The organism is Emticicia sp. (assembly GCF_049241225.1).
Classification (GTDB): domain Bacteria; phylum Bacteroidota; class Bacteroidia; order Cytophagales; family Spirosomataceae; genus Emticicia.
Genome location: NZ_JBMLRC010000460.1, coordinates 1 through 20,451, shown reverse-complemented (window position 1 = coordinate 20,451; position 20,451 = coordinate 1). Strand labels below are relative to the sequence as shown.

Here is a 20,451-nt window from a genome sequence, read left to right as displayed (position 1 = left end):
TAATCTTTAATTTTGACTTTATTTCAATAAAATCACACAATCAACTCGGCTACCGATGAGTGGCATTTTGCCCGATTCCAAACGAATCGAAACATCACGCACACGGCGGTCTTCTTGCTCAGTTGATTGGTCTTTGAAAAGTGATTTTTGTTTCAAATAGTCGGCGGCGTAGCTTACCGAACCATTGGCAAGGGTATCGCCCGTTGTTTGCGAAATGATAAATGCTTTTTGTCCGAGTTGAATTTTTTCGGCATATAATTCATCCACTTCCGTTTTAGCGATTAGTGAGCCAGTTGGAGCAAATTCGGCGATTTGAGTAGTGTTTGTTACATAATCGCCAGTTTTTATGGCAACCTTCAGCACTTTTCCCGAAACCAATGCATTCACTTTTTTCTGATTTACAGCGGTTCGGAAATAATTAATATCGGCCTGTAATTCACTGATTCTGCTTTTCGATTGCTCAATGTTGGCGGCTGCCGTTTCTACATCTTTCATCAATCTATCAACTGTTGCTTTGCTATCGTCAACGGCCTGTTTGGTTTGGGCATTTCCTTCAAACAGGCGGAGGTTTCGCTCGTAGGTGTCACGAGCATTTTTTAGACTAACTTTGGCTGCTTCCAGATTAGCTTGATTGACAGCAATGGCTGCTTTTTGGGTAGCTATTTTGCTTTCTGACTGAGCCAGTTGGGCATTTTCGAGGCTATTTTCAATCGTAATTAAACTTTGTCCTTTTTGCACGATTTGGTTTTCTTTGATTAAAACCGCCAAAACTTTCCCGCTTGTTCCTGCCGTAAAATTCAAGATACCATCTTCTGGCTCGATGCGAGCAACACCCAAAATGCGGTTATTGGTAGTAGGAACTTTGGCGAGTGAGTCGGCTTTGGCTTTTTCGGCAGCTTCTTTGTCTTCTTTATTTCCGCAAGAAGCCAACACTGCCATTGTAAGAATAGAAATGATGTAATTTTTCATGCTTTTAAATGCTATTTTCTGATTTTTGACGAATCTGATTTGAATGAGTAAATGTTTTAAGTTTTGAGGTCAGAAATAATCGAAAATTCTGTTTTATGTAAAATATTAATAATGAACAAGTTACACTTCTGTGGACTTGTGGACTATTGACCGTGGACTGGGTCTTAATTAATTGGTTGATTAAAAATTTCAGTAGCGATTCCGTTTTTTACTTCAACTATACGGTCGGCGTACTCTTGTAGGCGTGGGTCGTGTGTTACGACTGCCACCGATTTGCCTTGTCGAGCTAAGTTTCGGAGTTCATTCATCACAACCGATAGCGAATCTTTGTCGAGCGAAGCAGTTGGTTCATCGCAAAGAATCAATTTAGGGTTTGTCACCAAAGCCCTTGCGATGGCAATTCGTTGTTGTTGTCCGCCCGAAAGTTCTTTAGGTAAGTTTTTTCGCCGGTCGGTCATTCCCACAATTTCTAAGGCTTTTTCTACTTTTTTCTTAATTTCTCCGCCCGAAACTCCCTGTAATTTCAATGGAAAAGCCACGTTGTCTTCGGCATTGAGTGGAGCAAGTAGGTTGAAACTTTGAAACACAAAACCGATAGTATCAAGGCGGAGTTTGGCCAACTCATTGGTTTTGAGGTCGTTAATGTATTTTCCATCTACCCACAAATTGCCAAACGATGGGTAAATCACACAACCCAACAACGATAGTAAGGTGGTTTTTCCCGAACCCGATGGCCCGATGATAAGCATCAATTCTCCTTCGTTGAGTTTGAGCGAGGTGGGTTGAAGAGCAACAATCGTTTGGTCGCCTACCTTATATTGTTTCCCAACTTCTTTTAATTCCGCAATCATTTTGTTGATTTATTTTATGTTTCTGTAATAAAAACATTGATTATGATGTAAATATATTATGTTTTCAAAGTAATAAACAAGAAAATTTGAATTTTTATTTTGAAAACATATTTTATTGTATAATTTTGCTTAGTATTTATTATGAAAACAAAGTAAGTTTAATTTTGTTTAGTAGTATATAAAAGATTTTGTGATGAGTAAGAAAATAGTAGAATTAGTAAACACGTGGCACAAGTACGAAACCGAAAATCCAGATATAAGTATCGCTGATTTTTGTGTGAAGTATTTGGCCGAGCATAGCACGCAATCTTTGGAAGAATGGCATAGTGTGCCTGTCAATGGACAGTTGGCGGGTTTGTTGGGTAGATTAGTGAAGTATTCAAATCTTTATTCAAAAAAAGCACTCAATCATTTTCCGTTGAATAATATCGAAGATTGGATATATCTGATTTCGTTGATGGATTTGAAGACGCCCAAAAAGAGTGAGTTGATTTATGAAATGTTATCGGAGTTTCCGTCGGGAATTGATATTATTAAAAGATTAATTGCCTCCGATTTGGTAGAGGAATTTCCTGATGAAAATGATAAACGCTCGAAGCGAGTAAAAATTACCGAAAAAGGATTGCAAGTGTTGGCCGAAAGTATGCCTTATATGGATAAAGTTGGCCGAATGGCTTTTGATACGCTAACGCCCAGCGAAAAAACGATGATAGTGAATATCTTGAAAAGGCTGGATAGTTTTCATAACGAGCATTTTAAGAATGTACGTAATATTGAATTTGAACAGGCTTTTGAGGTGCTAACGAGCGGTGAATAAATCTCTAAAATTGCATTAACAATCATTAACAAAAAGCTGAGTAAACCCTTCGAGTAGGTTTTGCATCTAAGTATTAAATTCCAATAATTAAGGAAGTTTAATAACAGTAAAACTAAAGCAGATAAAGACTATGAGAAAGCTAATGATTGTGGCAATGTTGGTAGCAAGTGCTGCCGTGGCCAATGCACAAAGAGGATATGACCGCAATGATGATGCCTACGGACGACGTGGCAATGATAATGGACGCTACGATAGAAACGATAATTATGGTAGAGGTGGCTATGATAAAATTGATAGTTATCAACGTGAGGCTCGCCGTCAAATTGCTTGGGGAATTGAAACTGGACGTATCACTTCTCGTGAGTCGAAACGCTTATTGCGTGAGGTAGAGTCTATCGAATATAAAGAAAATCGCTATAAACGTGATGGTGTGCTTGACCCACGTGAACGCCGTGATTTGATAGAAGATTTGACAGTCTTGAACCGTTGGATAAATCGAGAAAAACGTGATGGCGACCGTGTAACTTACGAAGACTTCAGCCGAGGTAATCGTGACCGTTATGACGACCGATATAATAGACGTTATTGATTATTCCACGGTCGATAGACGACAGTCAACATAAAAAAAGGTCTTGCGAGTTATGCTCATAAGACCTTTTTGTTTATGCAAATTGATGATTACAGCGTGTATTTTTGTAAGAATCCTGAAAGGATGATATGATTATAGAATTTAAACATAAGCATTACATCAGAATCCCGAAGGGATGATATATCACTCCCGCATCGACGATTTGGAGTTTTTATAATTACACTATTGTTTTATTTCTAAGAAAGAAATAAGTTAGATTCATTGCCGTCTGGGCGACCCCGTCTGCTTTAGCTGACGGATGAAGCACAGAAACAAAACAAATTTGACTTTAGTCTAAATAAATGGTTTGACTAAAGTCAAATTTTATTTTTAATTGAGTATCCGTCAGTTGAAACTGACGGCAATGAAAGAGAATACAAAAATTTAAAAAAACTTTACCAATCAGAATTGACAGTTGAATTTTTTCATCAAACCTCCTCAGTCTGCAACTGCTTTTCGTAAAGTTCACGATATGCTCCGCCTTTTTCGTAGAGTTCGTCGTGCGTGCCTTGTTCTACAACTTCGCCATTGTCTAAAACCAAGATTTTGTCTGCCAGCTTTGCCGACGAAACTCGGTGAGAAATAATCACCGAAGTACGGTTTTGCATGATTCTTTGGAGGTTGTTCAAGATGATATTTTCGGTGTTGGTGTCAACTGCTGAAAGGCAATCGTCGAGAATCAAAATCTTTGGTTCACGGGCAATCGCACGAGTAATGGAAAGTCTTTGTTTTTGTCCACCCGAGAGCGTGATGCCTCTTTCTCCGAGTTTTGTATCAAATTTTTCTGGAAAATCCATGATATTTTGATATAAGTCGGCATCTTTTGTAGCTTGAATTACTTGTTCATCGGTGATATTTGGCGAGCCAAATTTGGCGTTGTTCATAATGGTATCCGAAAATAAAAATACTTCTTGCGGTACATATCCCATTTGACTACGTAAATACTGCACGTTGTATTCTTTTATCGAAATGCCATCGAAAAGAATTTCTCCGCTCGTGGTGTCGTACATTCGTACAATCAGGTTGGCAATTGTACTTTTTCCAGAACCCGTCGTGCCGAGAATAGCTACTGATTCGCCCGATTTTATCTCAAGATTAAAGTTTTTAAGTGCTTGAATGCCCGAATCAGGATAAACAAAATCAATGTTTCGGAAACTGATATTGCCTTCGATTGGGGTAGTAAGATTTTTAGTAGAAACAATTTCGGATTTTACTTGCAAAAACTCATTGATACGTTTCTGTGAAGCGGCCGCACGCTGAATTTGGCTCGATGTCCAACCCAAAGCAATGAGCGGCCAAGTAAGCATGAATACGTACATAATAAACTCCGTTACGTTTCCGGGAGTTAATCTTCCTGCAATGATTTCTTGTCCACCCACATACACGCACAAGACCGTACTTAAACCAATCAATAAAGCAGTTGTTGGCGAAAAAAGTGCATCGACACGAGTCAGTGCCAATGATTTTGATTTATAAACATCGCTTTCGGCAGTAAATCGTTTGGCTGAATCGTCTTCACGAGCAAATGCTTTTAAAACTCTGATTCCAGAAAATGCTTCCTGCACAAACGTTGAAAGTTTAGAAAGGCTTTTCTGAATTTCTTCCGAACGCTTATTCATAGTGCTACTGACCATAAAAATACTGGCCGAAAGCACTGGCATTGGTAGCAAAACCCACCATGTAAGACGAGTATTGACCGAAAACATGTAGCTCAGAACCAATACAACCAACACAAACATATTCATCAAATACATGAGTGATGGCCCGACGTACATCCTCACTTTACTCACATCTTCCGAGATACGTGCCATCAAATCACCAGTATTGTTTTGGCGATAAAAACTCAATGGAAGGCTTTGATAATGGGCGTAAATTTCATTTTTCAAATCAAACTCAATGTGACGAGACATCACGATGATGGTCTGACGAACGGCAAATAGAAATATACCTTTCGAGATCGCCATCGCCAAAATCAATAAACCATAAATACCGATGCTGGTCGTGAAGACATCGTACATTGATTTTTGGGTCTGAGAATTATTGTAGAGAAAATAAATATCAATCGTTTCCTTCACCAAATCGAGTGCATGACGCACAATTTGGGCAGGAATGATACCAAAAAGATTGGAAACGATGGTAAAAATGATACCAAGAATCAAGTACCATTTGTATTTCAGAAAGTATTTGTTGAGGTAAGCGAGATGTTTCAAGAGTTCTGAATTATGAGTGCTGAGTTCTGAGTTGATTGACTCATAATTTTTAACAACGATTTTTTGAAAATTGTTGCATCATTACTCATGAAATCTCGCTTTACCATTTATTAATTTCGTTAATTATCTGGAATGATAATGATTTTTGGTCGGTTTTGATACCCATTTGCTGGCAACGATGGCGATATAGCATTAAATGGTGCCACTGCTCTCGAAAAATTTCGGATTAAATCAGATAAATTAACATACATTGTTTGTCCTTCAGTAAGTTGTTCGGTATGATTTTCAACCCAACTTTTAAACTCTCCCAAGGCGTCTAAAGAATTATTATAATACGGAGAAGATTTATCCGCTACAAAAATGAGAGATTTTGCACGATTTAAGTAAGCCATCTTCGAATATTCGAGCATCTTTTGTTTTACAACACTAGGGTTTGTAAAGCCACCAATATTTACAACATCGGCTTCATTGATTTCTGATTGAATTTCACCTGTAAAGTTAGAGCGTACAAGATCCGCATCCCAGACTTTTGCTCCCGCAAAAGTGCTTGTATGAAAGGCTGTTTTCAGTACCTCGGCATACGAATTAATATCCGGGATGTTGAAGGTTTTTCGTGCAGCACTTAGATGGTCGGTATTTGAGCCGGCCTCAAAGCAAAACTTAATATTCTGATTAGAAGATTTGATAATGTTTTTACAATCAAGTAAAAACGATTTCATTTGTTTATAATTGAATTTATACCAGTCTTCGAACAAAAGCGTGTTATACATTTCAGCCAGACGATCATGGGTCATGTTATCCAGAATCGATACATTCACTTTTGGCGGTTGAATTTGGCTAATATTATTGTAGTTGGTGCCATAGGCTGCATTGAAACCTGCAAGGCCTTGATATCGCTCTGTTGTGAGCCAAGTTCTAAATTGATTGATATTGGCCGGAGTGTAATCATATTCACAAGGTTTCGGACTCATGAAATTATAGCCATTCCACGCATTTTCATAATTATTGCCCGTTTCAAATTGTGCAGATGTCACCACCGAAACCCAATAAAGTTTTTGTCCCAAAATAGGAGCGTAGCGATCTATCACTTTCTGAACAAAGCCTTTCATTTTTTCTTTGGCACTGATTGATGCAAAAGAGCCATGTCCTGAACCATAGCCTACGCGTGCAGGATTTCCGAATTGGTCTTGAATTATCTCTCCTCCAAATAAATCAAACAATGCATTTTGAAAGTTCGAGTATGGTTGTGAATTAGGGCGTGACTCATCTCTCTCTTGGAAATAATAACGTGAGTCGTCATAATCAACCGCAATTCTGAAGACAACATGATCATAGATATTATTAGCGTGAGCAATCACTCGATCGAATAATGCCCAATATTGATTAAGTATTGTTGGGTTTGTTTCATTGAACTGAGAAAGTGATTTGAATACTTGCTCCAGCCTTAGTGTCATTTCAAATAGTTTTGCACCCTTGTTGGCAAACTCTGTCATTTCTACAATCGTTTGATCAACATTGCCATTATGAATAAAAAGTTTTTGATAACCCAATTTGAACTCTTGCTCTGGCGATGCTGGTGATGCATGACAGCCTCCAATTTCGGCTTTAAAAGTTACGGAATCGGCTGCATAGAAACCTGGATTAAGGATAATTGATTTTCCTGAACGATAAGTAACTTTAGCTTTATCTGATATTTGATTATCCGCTATAATTTCTCCTGATGATTTACTGGTTTCTTTTATAACCGTACCACTGTCGATATTATCAATTTGGTTTTTGAGCACAATTGAATTCAGGCAGTATATAATATTTGCTAAGCCAGAAATTGTTGCATTTCCACAGGCATTCGTAATTGAATTAATTTTGTAAGATGTATTTTGTGTTGGATAAACCGGAATCAATTGCGTTGGCTTACTAGAAGTAAACGGCGGCAAGCCTTCGATGTCTACGGTATAATCTTTTCCCCCCGAAACTGTTAATGACAAATATGCTGGATTTCCAGCTACACTTACAGTTTGGTTGCCACTTAGCACCGCTGTAAGCGGATTATAAATGGTTAATTCTAAGTTTTGACTGACGCCAGTACAGCCATTTTCGACCCAGGATATTGTGTAGGTTCCTGATTGCGAAGGTGCTGGTTGATAATCAATATTAGAGCCAACATATATAGTGTTTTCGTTATATTTTAATATCCCTTGCGGCCCTCCCCAACCTTGAATACGAAACGTAGGTAAGGAGGTAGAACAAATTTTTTGCTCTACTCTAAATCCTAATTGATTACTGAGAATAACAGGTTTGGGAAGTGAATTTATGACAAGTGTATCATCGATTCGATAAGTACTAACATATTTATTGTCTTTGGTTACGATCCTTACTAAATATGAGTTTTCGGCTAAGGCATCCGTTGTTAAAAAAGAAACTGGGCTATTCATTCCTTCGGCAATTTCTATTACTTTACCCTTATTGGTTCCTTGTACGCCAATTAACTGCACTTTGAATTGTGTATTTAATGGGAATTTCCCAAAGGTATTAAACCTAATCTCGGTACTTTCGCCCACGCAAGCGTGTTTTGAAACACTATCTGTTGTGATACTTTGTGGATTTGATATTTTTGAAATATACGCCCTCTGACGATCGCCCAAACTATCAGCTAGGCTACTATAATTTGTTTTTACACGCAATTGTCCGAATGAAACTTTACCAAAATTTTGTCCACTAATAATTACACTTTGATTGCTATCTACCACAAAACCATTAATGCCAATTGAGTTATATATTTTAATATTACTTACTGTTCCGACAAGTTTTCCTGATGGTTTATAAACAGCAATAAATAAATTGCCAGATTTATTTTTTATAGTAGATAGTTCTTTTTGTTGCAGCCGATGGTTACCGATTAAATATTCTTTAGCTGTTGAAGTGTTTTGTAGAAAAGAAGCCAAATAGATATTCTCTTGTTTATCGATAGTTATATTATTTCTACCCTCTCGTAATTGATGGTTATTTTGTTTGACCCACTGCCCAACACCATTAGGGGCAATTTTTAGTAAGGCAGCTGCCCGACTACTATCATAATCATATGAATGATCAGGAAAATTGATACCTGCGAAACTTCCTCCACTTATTGGTTTATAATTTAACCCTAAATAAATATTATTCAGAGAATCGATTGTGATTTGGGGGGCTAGACTCAAATAGTCGTTAATTTGGTCAAGTACTGATTTCTTTGCCCAAACCCAAGTCTTTGAAACAGTATTATATTTTGCAGCAAAGTAGTCACCCTTAGTAAAGTTTAGTGATGTATTACCAAAAAGTATCTGCTGAGCAGAGCCAATTCCGGTAGTGGCACTCGAGCCACTAATAATTATATTGTTTTGGTGATCAATCTCGAAATTAGATAATCCTAATGCTCCGTTTGTTGAGCTTACAGAAATTTTTTCAAAGTTGAGGATACTCAAATTGGATTTATTCAGCTCGGCTATTACTATTCCTGCAGCTTCATTGGTATATTGACTGCCGTTAGTAAACTTGATGATATTGGGTAGACCTTGATTCCAAGTATAAAGTAGCCATAATTTATTATTTCGTGCTTTTATAGAATAATATCCTTGATTGCCTAGTCCATAGGTTGGTTGAGAATCAAAGTTAGTAGGCGAGCTACTACAAGATTTTAACTCGGTTAAGTTTGATAGAGCATCTAAATTTCCGCTTAAATCAAATTTTGCGGCCCAAGCAAATCGGCCTTTATATCGATAATTATATTTGGTTGGGATTGTATTTGGGATAGCATATCTACAAAATCCTATAAGCGAACCTAATGCTAAATCTTCCTCATCGGAAATGATTAGAGATGCTTGATTTCGAGGAGTTGAACTACAGGAATTATAAGCATTAAACTCCGAAATAATAAAAACTTGACCATTATCAATTGATAGGTCACAATATTTATAATCGGAATTTTCTGTTGAAGCATTCCATTTTCTATACCATAATAATTGCCCATCTGAGTTGATTTTTGCAAGAAAGCCAGTCGTTTTGGCGGAACTGTCGCAATAGGCAGCATTTCCCTCAATTGCATGGATGTATGTATTTCCTAAATTAGACTGAGTAGAGAAAAAACCTGCTACAAATAAATTATTATCCTGATCAATTTCGGTGTCAGTAATAGTAGATGGGTACTTAAACGTATCGGTCCAAAATGTATCAGTTAAAGCCCATGACCAGTCAGGTTTACAGTTTGATAAAATAAGCTCTTTTGAGGTAGTTACTGAACACCCATTATTTGATGCTTCAACTGTATAAATGCCAGCATCTTGAATTCTGGCTTTATTCAATTTGAGGGTGTCGTTGGTGCCAATGCCAAGCCCTGACCAATGGAAAGTTGCACTGTCCATCTCTAAATCATTGACAGTAATCATTACGCTATCGCCCAAACAAGCATTGCTAGGGCTTATCTCGATATTTGGTTGAGGATTTACACGTATTGAAAAAGCAGAGGTACTATTGCTTATTTTACTTGAATCAATGTCAATGGTATAGTCTGATTTTTTAACTTTATTAGGAAAGTAATTGAGTGCCGATATATTTTGGATTAAAATAAGCCGAAGCCGATATTTACTTCCTTCAGTAATGTTTTTGGGGATAAGAATATTAGTGGTGGTATCATTAGCAAAAACTGCGTCCAGAAAATAAGGATTCGTAAAACTGCCACTCGAGTCTGAGAGTTGGATGCTCAATGAATCAGAACTCGAGAAAACGCTGTTAGTTACTTTCCAATTGATCGATATACTTGCAGGAGTACAGATCAGATTTGAACTCAAGTTTTTAAGAATAATTCTTGGTGGAAGTATAATCTGACAAGAATCGATAACTGACAAATTTATGCCATTATTATTACTTGTCACAACAGGATTACTGCTCACCACCCTTAGTCTATATTTAGTGCCTAAGTAAGTAGTGTCATTTAACTTAAATGATACATTTTGGGCTGCTGCATTAGTAAACCGTGTAAGTTCAGAGGGCTGCATAAAACTTCCAGAGGAATCTGAAAGTTGAACCGAGAAATAGTTACCCGGATTAAAATTTCCAGTAATTGAAAACGCAAGCTGCTCTGTCTTATTTTTACAGATGGAGTTTCCTTCAAATGAAATTAATATGGATTGAGAGCGGGCAACTTGTGATACTAAAAGGAGCAAAGCTAAAAATTTACCCATAGATTTAATTCATTTTTTTACGATTAAAAGTAGTATGAAAAATGTTAAATGCTATTTGGAATTTATCTAACGGCGATGAATGTTGATAAAAAATTTTAAGTGTTTGTAGAGTTTAAAAAAAAATTTAAATAATTCAAGAAGGTAGTCCCATAATCATAAAATAATCAGGTTAAACACATTCAAATTTCACAATGGGGTATCGTCCAAAGATATTGGTAGCAAAAAAGTATAATTGATTATTTGAGGTGCATCGCACCGAAATATTGCGGGGCATCTTGAATGAAGATGATTTTACTATTTTATAAATATATTACGCTGTTTTACGACTAAAACTTTTAATTACACTGTAAACTAAGTTAGTATAAGTTTTGCTTTAGTTCCCTCCCCATCGGGGAGGACGGTCGGCCGCTGCCGTTAGGGAGGGGGTAAAATAAACTGATTATCAATTACTTATAAATCCCACCCTTTCTTTCCCTCCCCGATGGGGAGGGAGGGACATGAAAAAAATGTTGTACTTACTTAGATTACATTGTATTAATGCGTTTTATCTGTAAAATAGTAAACAAGTATTGTCTAGATTTAATGTTTTATAAACTGCTAAAATGATCAATTTCAATAATAATTTGGGGTACCCAAACTATTAAATGGAAGGTTTTGTTGGGCTCTAAATTATAGAGAAATTAAGGGGCGTACCAGCCACCGTGCTTGAATCGGTAGCTGAGCATAGCCGAAGCTATTTCTTCTTATAAGGTCCAAAAGTACCTATGGTCATTTTTTGTTGTGGTTTGCTCGAATACCATACTAATTCTGATAAATAGCAAATCACTTCGGGGTCGGGGTTGAGTAATTTTAGTGTTACTTTATGAGAGGCATCGCTTAGTTGATATTTCCAGCAAATTTCGTGGCGACGAGTAGTGAATTTTATAGGAAGTTTGGCTGTTTCGTGCAATTTTCCATCAACATAGACTTCAATTTGAGCAAATTTTTCACTTTTAGAGTCCCACGAACTACCTTCTTTTGGTTTCGCTTCACCTTTCACTACAAAGCCATTTCCTTCAAAATCTAATTCGATTTCATTCTCTAAATTTTTACCAATCCATTTTTTATCGAGCGGGTAATGTCCTTTGAAACTTTCCTCAAATCTGACGGCGATTGGTAGTTGGCTTTTAATCGAAATCATATCGCCCGAAACTTTACCTCCATTGCGTTCGATGTTTTGTATAGCGTGTTTTGTGCCAATTTCGTAAACATCATTGAGAGAAGTGGAAGTATATTTAAAATCCATGTCTTCGATTGCCTTTAAACCCAATTTCCAGTATTCGGGAATAGCTTTATAGCCCAGCATCGCCCCCAAAATACCACCTGCTGAAGATGGATTACAGTCAGCATCTTGTCCACAACGAGTGGTGATTTCCATTGTTTGGGTAAAATCTCCTTTGCCGTAGAGTAAGCCCAACACAACATAAGCTGAGTTGATGGTCGCATCAATATTGAAAGGTGCAAAAACACCATCTGGACAGCCAATATCGTTTGTCCATTTTTGTTGAAGCTCAAACCAAGTTTTTTTCCAATTGTCAGGGTACATTTTATGCCATTTTATCACATCGGTAATACATTTATAATACTGTGATTCCTTCGGAATTGTCTTTAAAGCTTCGTTTACCACATAATTGATGTCATTTGAAGTCAAAGCCAACGAATACATCGCTCCGATATAAACACCACCGTACCAGCCATCACCGTAGTTCATGATATGACCAATTTTATCAGAAATTTTTGAGGCGGTATTAGGCATTCCGGGCGACATTAGTCCAGCAAAATCTGCTTCTATCTGATAGTCAATGCAATCGGCGTGCGGATTATTGAGCCAATGCCCCGAAGCAGGTGGCATAATGCCTTGCAAAATATTATAGCGAGCCGCTTGGTTGGCGTGCCAAAGCATATAACCCGCATTGGCATAAGATTTAGCATGAGATTCTACGGGAGCATCGAGACCTTCACGCTCGAAAACTTCTACAAATGTCAAATCCATATAAAGGTCGTCGTAAACGCCTGGGTTATTAGTCATTGTTTTTTGTAGTAAGCCATCATACCAAGGAATTTTTTGGTAGTCGTTAATCATTGTTCCGTTGAACTTGAATTCAACTGGAGCTCCGAAAGTAACACCGATGGTTTGGCCTGCCCAGCCCCCCATTATTTTGTCTTTGAGCTTTTCTTTGCTCATGGTAATCATTTTTTGAGCGTAAGTAAGTGTAGATAATAGGCAGAAAATAATGGGTAAAATTTTGTTTTTCATGTTAGGGTTGAGTTTTGTAATTCAGTTTTTTACTTCATTGCCGTCTGGGCGACCCCGTCAGTTTCAACTGACGGATGAGAAGGATATAAATCAATATAGACTGTAGTCTAAATCTATTTTAGGACAAGACAGAACGCCTCTGCGAAGAAATACCCTCCGCAGAGGTGGATTTTAGTTTTTTAAATTTTCATGTGGAAAATAAATACATTTTTCTCGGTCAACGCTCCCGTAATATATGTGCCTTTGATAAACTAAATTTATTGTTTTATTCTCATAGATACAAGATATTGCTGGCTTCCAAATAGGCATACAATAGAGTGCACATTTAATTTCATTCGTTACAATCGAAGGTTGCCCATTTTCCTCTACTTTTATTTTTGATAAAGTCCCATCTTTTTCCACAACAAAACTAAACAAAACTGAGCCTTCTAATTTATTCGCTTTATAAGCAGGACACATATATTTCTTCATATAAAATGCCATTTTCTTATCACCTCCAGGAAAAGATGGAGGTGAGCCTTGTTCACAAACACCTAAATAAACTGTAGTGTCGGCAGTGACAGATACTTTTTCATAAGTCTGTGAAAACACTTTTGAATTTATCATGAAGATAAAAAATAATGTGAGGCATTTTACCATGTTTTTGTGTAAATCTATTTCAAGAAAAGACTCTCGTAAAGTTTGTTACAAAATATTACTGTCCTTTTGCTCCTTTCAGCACAATATCATTATCACCAGCCCATTGAGCCATATCTTGTTTACTGATTGCGGCGGCCATCATATCGGGGAAAATATCGGGCGTACAAGCAAAAACAGGAACGCCTAAATTGGCCAAAAACTTGGCATTTCCCTGCTCAAAAGAAGGAGTGCCTCTGTCGTCTAATGCTAATAAGACAATAAATTGAACCCCATCTGCAATGAGTTCTTGCATTCGCAATCGCATTTGTTTTTCTGGTTCACCACCACCCTCATATAAATCTGAAATTAAGACTAAAATAGTTTCATCAGGTTTGGTGATGATACTTTGGCAATACTTTAAAGCCTTATTTGTGTCATTTCCTCCACCTAATTGTACGCCAAATAATAAGTCAATAGGGTCTTTGAGGTCTTCGGTTAAATCTACTACTTCGGTATCATACGCTACTAACTGAGTCTTGATATTGGGAATGGAAGCCATCACTGCCCCAAATATACCTGTATAAACGACAGAGCTTCCCATCGAACCACTTTGGTCGAGACATAGAACTACATCTTTTAATGAACGTTTACTTTTACGCCCATAACCTATACGTTCTTCAGGTATAATGGTCTTGTAATCTGGGAGATAATGCTTTAGGTTTTTACGAATAGTCGTATTCCAATCAATTTCATTATATCTTGGTCGTTTGTTACGAGTACTTCTGTTAATTGCTCCCGAAATCGCCTGAACGGTTTTCTGCTCTAATTTCTGCAAAAGCTCTTCAACAACCTTTTCCACTACTCTACGAGCAGTATCTTTAGTTTTGGAAGGAATCAGTTTCCCTAATTCCATAAGGTGTGCGAGTAATTGCACGTTTGGAGTTGCTTGTTCAAGAATCTCTGGTTCGAGCATCAGCTTTTTTTGAAGTTCAGGTTGTCGTAAAGCGTCATTTTGCATGACTTGAACAACCGATTTTGGAAAATAGCTGTTAATGTCTCCCAACCAGCGGGCAATATTGGGTTGAGAACCTCCTCGTCCTACTTTTGTATTGTCTTTTTCTTCGTAATCAAATTTTTGTTTGCGTTCAAACTCGTATAATGCCGAAAGTGCGGCATCCATTTGACATTCAGTACCATTTAGAGAGCAGCCTGTTCCATCGGCTTTATCACCGCCCAAAATTAATCGCCATCGTTTGAGAGTTTCTGTGTTCATGAGTAAAAAGTGGTGTAAATTCCTGCCAAAATGATTGGAGAGAAAATTAGAAAATGATACAAGAAAACATTCGAGAAATAGTATTTAATGCGAACTTTCCATTTTTCGCTTTCTGAAACCGAATATTTGCTCGGATTTTTTGTCTTAAAGAGCAGATAATCAATGCTATCGTGGTTTTCGTACACATCTAAAATATCAGAATATTTTTGAGCCAATTGCATAAAATTATGTTCGCTATCTGTAGCCTTTGCTAAAGTCAGATTGCTCAATTCGAGATGCAATTTGGCGAGCTGTCGGCCACATTCGTGCTGCTTGAGTGCCTTTAAATTATACTCAGCCGAAGATTCTATTTGCCCGAAAACTAAGATTAGAATAGATAAAACGGTAGTTACGAACGAAATCAAATCGGCCGAAAGTAAATGTTTGGTGGTATTGAAAAGTGGAATCAGGTTGACAATAACCACATAAGCCGTAAGGTAACTTAGCGACTGATTTGAAAGCCGATGCTTGAGCAAAAGGCGTTCGTGGGCAATAAATTTAGTGCCTTTGGTTGACCAAATCTTGAAATCTAAATCTTCGGCAAATGTTTTTTGGGCTGCTTTCACTGATTATTTACTTCGTTTTGTTTCTTCAAATCATTCTCTTTAAAATACTGCATATCGGCCATTACTTCTGAATAAATGATGGCTGGTACTTCGCCAAAAGGCATCAAGCGAACATCGTTTTCATGGCTCGGTTCGTCATAAATATAGCTACCAAACTGAACAGCTTTTTTGCGTACAAACATCAATTCGTTGAGTTCAGCATTTCCATCGTAATAGCCCACACAAAGTTCGCCTTGTTGAGTGATAATTGCGGTGAAACCTAAATCAGAAAAATCTTTGAAATAGCTTGAAATCCATCCTCCATCAACTACCGAACCTCTGTTCCAACCAATTTTTTCCATTTTGCTGATAAAACCATAACCACCATACTGCACCCCTTGAAATTCTCTGCTGATTTTCAAGTTTTTATCTTTTTCATTAAGCGAAATGACTGGTCGTGTTAGTTGAGGGAAAATGGGTTGAATGTCATCGTCGTAGAGATTTTCAGTCCAAAAAGTGATTTGTTCGGCTGTGAGTGAAATTGGGTGAACCATACCGATTTGAGCATCTTCGGGCAATTCAATTTCATCTCCTTCAAGATTGATGAGTGTTTGGTCTTCTTGGCATCTGAAAGTATCAATGAGCTTATTATCAGTATCATAAACTCCCCAAATCAGTCTGACTGCATAAGCAAACATTACAGGATTCCCCATAAAAAAGGCTTGCCATTTTTCGGTATTCCATTTACGCTGTATAACCAGATACTGTTCTAAACGACTTGATTGAGATTTTACTATATCTTTAATCTCTTTGCCAATTTCCTTAAATTCTTCTTTTAGTTCATTGGTTGTCGCTTTGGGCAATGATTTTAGCACTTTATTATCTTCGTTGAGGTAAGCCAACTTAAAATCATTGTCGATAAATGCACGATAAGTATCACCATTTACTTCAAATTCTTTGAAAAGTCCATCAAAACCGAAATCTGGAATGATAGAATCGGCCAGTTCGTAAGGCGAAATGTTTAAATCTTCGGCCACAATTACAAAGGCTTCGTTGGCGGCAGCTCCGATGTTTTTGTTTTTATTCTTGTATTTTCTTGAGAAAAACTCAACTGCTCTGAGTGCTTTTGTCGAGCCATTGAGTGCGAGTGCCTTTACTGCATATTCTGCCATTTTTCCTCGACCTGCATCGGCCCATTGCGTAACTTTGCTTTTGATACTATTACATTCTTCATCTTGGCCTAAAATCGCACCTAAACCTAAACAATATTTTTGTTTGGCATCAGCACCATTTGTGAAATACGTTTTGAGCAAAGCCGAAGCAAAATCATGACTTGTAGTTTTATCAATCAATGCCAGCATAGGCTTTGCTTCCGAGTCGATTCTGATGTCTTTCGTTCGGCTTTGGCGATAAAATAAATATCTGATTTCGTTGGCAGTAAAGGCCTTACCTGATAGCCAATTGAGGCTTGGTAAATGACTTTCATCGAGCCATTTTTCAATTGGAGAATCTAATTTCCCTCTTTTCTGAGCTTTTTCAATGCGTTCTTTGAGTTCTTCTTCAGTTTTCGGAACAGGCAAAATACCCGATAAACTTTCTAAGATTACATCACGGGCATCATCATTTTTTTCATTGTCGAGAGCTTCGAGCAAAATTCGTTGCGATTCGTCAGTTTTGATTAATGATAAAATTAAAGCTCCTATTTGGCGGACTTCACCTTTTTTATCGTTTAATAATTTGCTTGCTTCTGGAATGATTCTTTCTCCAAGTTTTGAAAGCGTAATGGCCGCCATTTCTCGGATTTTCTTAGATTTGTGTTGAAGAAAAGACCAGATTTCACGCTCATATTTACTTTGATTTGTGATAATTAGTAAATTAAAATACCCTTTTAATGAATCACTATCTTCAAATGCACTTGAATATGAATTTAAATTTTTGTCCAAATTTTCTAATAAAAATGCTCCTAATCCTGTAAGAGAATTATCTTTATTAAGAAATGAAACCCCATTATTTGCAATGTTAAAAACGAAAAATACATGAGGGATTTGGAATTCTTTTGATTTTTGTTCAAACTTCTTTATTGTTTCGATAGAATTATCTACTCTTATCTGTCTTTTAACCCATTTCATAAAAAACGAGTAACACCCAGATGTATAAATTTCTGGTTTTTGTGGCATTCCCCAAATATTTTTTTGGAATGCAAGTTTCATTATCTTATCATCAAACTCACTCCATAAATCTACATGATTTAACAACCCAATCAAATCTTCTAAGTACCAAGAACTTAAATTTTGAGTATTTGGCAAAGTTTCAGTTTCTCCAGATAAATATTTAAAAATTTCATCAAAAGTTTTTGGAGCGTAATGATAATAATAACTATTTTTTGTTGAGTTTGTATACTGTTTGAGTTTATCTGAGTTTTTTGTCATAATTTAATGATTTTTTGAATAAAGTCATTAGAAAAAAACTGCCCAAAGGGCTTAAACATGAATAGCTTCCTATAAAATAGGAAGTAACTCAATCCACGAAAACAACAACCCTGTATGGGTTGAACATCATCATGTTTCTCTTGTTTAACCCTTTCAGGGTTAGGCCTCTCTCACATTTTTCTCCCCAGAATTTCATTCTGGGCTACTTATGCTTAACACCTTCGGTGTTTTGGTTTCATAAAAATTAAAATTTATTCTCTTTTTTATTTTATCCCCAACAAAAGTTCAATCATTGCCAGTGGTTTTTTAGCTCTTTCGGTATTAAATGTTTCGCTTTGAGTTTCTTCCAAAACAATCGTTTTTTCGAGATTTGCTCCCGCTTTCGCTTTTTCCCCTAATTGTCGCCTTTCCGATGGGTCGAACTTCGAAAATGTGCGTCGGAGAATGGGTAGTAGTTCTATAAAATATTCATTGGGTAATTCAAAAACCCATTTGTAGAGCAAATTCCAAAGAATATTATCGTAGAGCAAAATCATTCCGCTGCCTTTCAGAAAACCTTCTAACCAACCTGCCGAGAAAATAGGTTCGTTTCCAGCCGAAAGTGCTAAGCCAAATCTGCGAGCAGTTTCTACTTCATCAATAGCTTTTGCATCGAATAATAATCGACAAGTACAACCCAAAATGATAGGATTAATGCCTTGTTTTTCGAGTAGAATATGCAAAGTTTTGAGCCAAGTTTCGGTTAAATCTTGGTTTTCTAAAAGCCTTGTTGCTTCGTTTACTTGCTTGATATATTCAAAAACTTTGCGAGAATTTTCATCATCTAAACCATAACAAGCATTCGGTAGTCCGATGCAAATACGAGTCAGCAAGCCCTCAACCAATTGATTGATGGCACTTAAATCGGTCTTTCTGACGTTTCCGTATCTGCTAACTTCTACCAAAGGCGAAAGAGCTGTCATCAATTCCAGAATATCGGCCGAAACCGTAGCTACCTCGTTGATTTTGACCAAAAGATGCTCAATTGCTCCAAATAATTCGGCAGGAATGGCCTTCTGAATCATCTCGGCTAAATCTTTGATGGCATTTGATTTTTGACTTTTATCTACCAAAAACTTCGTGCAGGCATCTTCGATACTATTTCCCCAAATGCCCTTTTCAATCAAACTAATAAACATTTCTGGCTCCCATTTGAGCGTCCATGCTTCTTTGAAAGTGCCTTTGCTACGGGCATACATTCGCTGACCCCAGTTGATTTCTAAAATTTCGAGGCGATAAATAAATTTGCTTCGATTGAGGTCTAATTCTTTGCGGAGGTCTAATTCATATTCTTTTTTCTCGGCCGTAATCGGCAAGCGATATTTCTTGGCCAAAGTCTCAAAGTCATCTTGCAGCGGAAGTTTTGGTAACTCGGAAGGAACTTTACCGATTCGATTGGCAACAATCAGCTCTTTTTTGACCAATTCGAGCAGAATGCCATCGCCCATACACATCACGGTTTGGGTAGCTTCATTGAGTTCAACTAACCCGACCTTCGATAATGAGCGTAAACTCGCCAATGTTTCGGCCAAACGAAGGGCTTCTATAATGTGAGCCGTTGAAGTATCCATCTTGTTTTTGCGAAACAAGCGAGCCACTTTTGTAAGCCAACGAGAGCCATCGTCTTTTTCGCCGTGTTTCCAAAGATGCTCGTACCAACCTGGCGAAGTAATGCCCGCACCATAGCCACTAAACATCGAAAGACGGTCGTTAGTCCACGGAATCCATGTGGTGCTTACCTTATTTTTAGTCTTGGGTAAAGATTTTAAAATCTTGGTATCTTGCTTGGCTGTGCCATCAATATCGAGTAGAGCGGGGGCGTGCCATGCTCCACAAACAACCACGATATTGGCATACATTTCGTTCTGAGCTTTACGAATAAGCTCACGCATATACGCCTCACGGGCAATGTTTTCTTCTTCTAACGATGATTTTATTTGAGCGTTTCTAAGCTCGGTCATCATCAATAAAACCGCCTCAAAATGCTCTTTGGCGTTGGTTTTAGTATATTTTTGTTCAAATTGATGTTCCCACCAAAGTTCAGAATCATCATACCCTGCCAAATCTGAGAAATGAGAAATAGGGTCTTTGTAAATGGTAGGAGGAAATGGAAAATCTTCCACCTTTTCATCAATATTTTCGTTTTCTGTTACTGATTTTAGTGACTCATCTTTCAGATTTGAACTTATTTGAAAACTAATAGCCAAAGGCAAATCTATCATTCTGACTGGAATTTGCTTGGTGTTGGCGTATAAAATGGCTTGCCACTCTGGCGAAAACTCGGCAAATGGATAGAAAGTTGCTTGTTTTGGGTCGTCGATGTTATAGCCCAAAACAGCTGCTGGGGTTTTAAGCGGAGTGCCGCCCAACTGTTTATTTCCAACCCAGTGTGTGATTTGGTCGAGTTCGGGAGCACCTTCTACCAAAACTATGTCTGGCTGAATTTGCTCCAGCATTTCAAGCACATTTTTGGCCGAACCTACTCCGTGGTGTCTTATTCCGAGAATTGTGATGGGCATTTTTT

The 20,451-nt window shown here is 37.5% G+C and carries 12 protein-coding genes; 2 read left to right on the top strand and 10 right to left on the bottom strand.

Going from position 1 to position 20,451, the window contains the following annotated elements:
* Nucleotides 1-18: 18 nt before the first annotated feature.
* Nucleotides 19-969, bottom strand: coding sequence for an HlyD family secretion protein (locus tag ACOVO2_RS23600; RefSeq protein WP_421772333.1), 951 nt, complete (start codon nt 967-969; stop codon nt 19-21).
* Nucleotides 970-1,133: 164 nt separating this feature from the next.
* Nucleotides 1,134-1,820 (bottom strand): ABC transporter ATP-binding protein, encoded by a 687-nt coding sequence (locus ACOVO2_RS23595; protein ID WP_421772332.1) that lies wholly within the window; start codon nt 1,818-1,820, stop codon nt 1,134-1,136.
* A 193-nt stretch (nt 1,821-2,013) separates the two neighbouring features.
* Between ACOVO2_RS23595 and ACOVO2_RS23590 the strand changes: the two genes are divergently transcribed.
* Both ACOVO2_RS23590 and ACOVO2_RS23585 read left to right on the top strand, forming a co-directional pair.
* Nucleotides 2,014-2,637: a MarR family winged helix-turn-helix transcriptional regulator gene (locus ACOVO2_RS23590; RefSeq protein WP_421772331.1), complete on the top strand. Its 624-nt coding sequence runs from the start codon at nt 2,014-2,016 to the stop codon at nt 2,635-2,637.
* 130 nt (nt 2,638-2,767) lie between these two features.
* Nucleotides 2,768-3,226, top strand: coding sequence for a hypothetical protein (locus tag ACOVO2_RS23585; protein WP_421772330.1), 459 nt, complete (start codon nt 2,768-2,770; stop codon nt 3,224-3,226).
* Between the two features lie 467 nt (nt 3,227-3,693).
* On the opposite strand, the gene ACOVO2_RS23580 is transcribed toward ACOVO2_RS23585, so the two are convergent.
* The 8 genes from ACOVO2_RS23580 to ACOVO2_RS23545 all read right to left on the bottom strand — a co-directional run.
* Nucleotides 3,694-5,475 (bottom strand): ABC transporter ATP-binding protein, encoded by a 1,782-nt coding sequence (locus ACOVO2_RS23580; RefSeq protein WP_421772329.1) that lies wholly within the window; start codon nt 5,473-5,475, stop codon nt 3,694-3,696.
* A gap of 119 nt (nt 5,476-5,594) precedes the next feature.
* A complete protein-coding gene (locus tag ACOVO2_RS23575) occupies nt 5,595-10,688 on the bottom strand; it encodes a 3-coathanger stack domain-containing protein (RefSeq protein ID WP_421772328.1) in 5,094 nt (1,697 codons plus the stop codon).
* Nucleotides 10,689-11,421: 733 nt separating this feature from the next.
* A complete protein-coding gene (locus ACOVO2_RS23570; protein WP_421772327.1) occupies nt 11,422-12,984 on the bottom strand; it encodes an ADP-ribosylglycohydrolase family protein in 1,563 nt (520 codons plus the stop codon).
* Between the two features lie 171 nt (nt 12,985-13,155).
* On the bottom strand, nt 13,156-13,590 hold the full coding sequence (locus tag ACOVO2_RS23565; RefSeq protein WP_421772326.1) for an energy transducer TonB: 435 nt from the start codon (nt 13,588-13,590) through the stop codon (nt 13,156-13,158).
* 88 nt (nt 13,591-13,678) lie between these two features.
* The gene (locus tag ACOVO2_RS23560; protein ID WP_421772325.1) at nt 13,679-14,875 is read right to left on the bottom strand and encodes a VWA domain-containing protein; all 1,197 of its coding nucleotides are present in this window, start codon (nt 14,873-14,875) and stop codon (nt 13,679-13,681) included.
* The gene (locus ACOVO2_RS23555; RefSeq protein ID WP_421772324.1) at nt 14,872-15,480 is read right to left on the bottom strand and encodes an SLATT domain-containing protein; all 609 of its coding nucleotides are present in this window, start codon (nt 15,478-15,480) and stop codon (nt 14,872-14,874) included. The genes ACOVO2_RS23560 and ACOVO2_RS23555 overlap by 4 nt, the downstream gene beginning before the upstream one ends.
* A complete protein-coding gene (locus tag ACOVO2_RS23550; RefSeq protein ID WP_421772323.1) occupies nt 15,477-17,888 on the bottom strand; it encodes a DUF4132 domain-containing protein in 2,412 nt (803 codons plus the stop codon). Before ACOVO2_RS23550 ends, ACOVO2_RS23555 begins: the two co-directional genes overlap by 4 nt.
* Nucleotides 17,889-18,151: 263 nt before the next feature.
* Nucleotides 18,152-20,451, bottom strand: a 2,300-nt coding sequence (locus tag ACOVO2_RS23545; RefSeq protein ID WP_421772322.1) for a DUF5682 family protein, incomplete at its 5' end; no start/stop codon positions are given.

Excerpts from the sequence above, each read along its gene's own strand:
- ACOVO2_RS23560 (WP_421772325.1), bottom strand. The coding sequence starts at position 14,875 with ATGAACACAGAAACTCTCAAACGATGGCGATTAATTTTGGGCGGTGAT.
- ACOVO2_RS23595 (WP_421772332.1), bottom strand. The coding sequence starts at position 1,820 with ATGATTGCGGAATTAAAAGAAGTTGGGAAACAATATAAGGTAGGCGAC.
- ACOVO2_RS23570 (WP_421772327.1), bottom strand. The coding sequence starts at position 12,984 with ATGAAAAACAAAATTTTACCCATTATTTTCTGCCTATTATCTACACTT.
- ACOVO2_RS23575 (WP_421772328.1), bottom strand. The coding sequence starts at position 10,688 with ATGGGTAAATTTTTAGCTTTGCTCCTTTTAGTATCACAAGTTGCCCGC.
- ACOVO2_RS23600 (WP_421772333.1), bottom strand. The coding sequence starts at position 969 with ATGAAAAATTACATCATTTCTATTCTTACAATGGCAGTGTTGGCTTCT.
- ACOVO2_RS23565 (WP_421772326.1), bottom strand. The coding sequence starts at position 13,590 with ATGATAAATTCAAAAGTGTTTTCACAGACTTATGAAAAAGTATCTGTC.
- ACOVO2_RS23590 (WP_421772331.1), top strand. The coding sequence starts at position 2,014 with ATGAGTAAGAAAATAGTAGAATTAGTAAACACGTGGCACAAGTACGAA.
- ACOVO2_RS23550 (WP_421772323.1), bottom strand. The coding sequence starts at position 17,888 with ATGACAAAAAACTCAGATAAACTCAAACAGTATACAAACTCAACAAAA.
- ACOVO2_RS23585 (WP_421772330.1), top strand. The coding sequence starts at position 2,768 with ATGAGAAAGCTAATGATTGTGGCAATGTTGGTAGCAAGTGCTGCCGTG.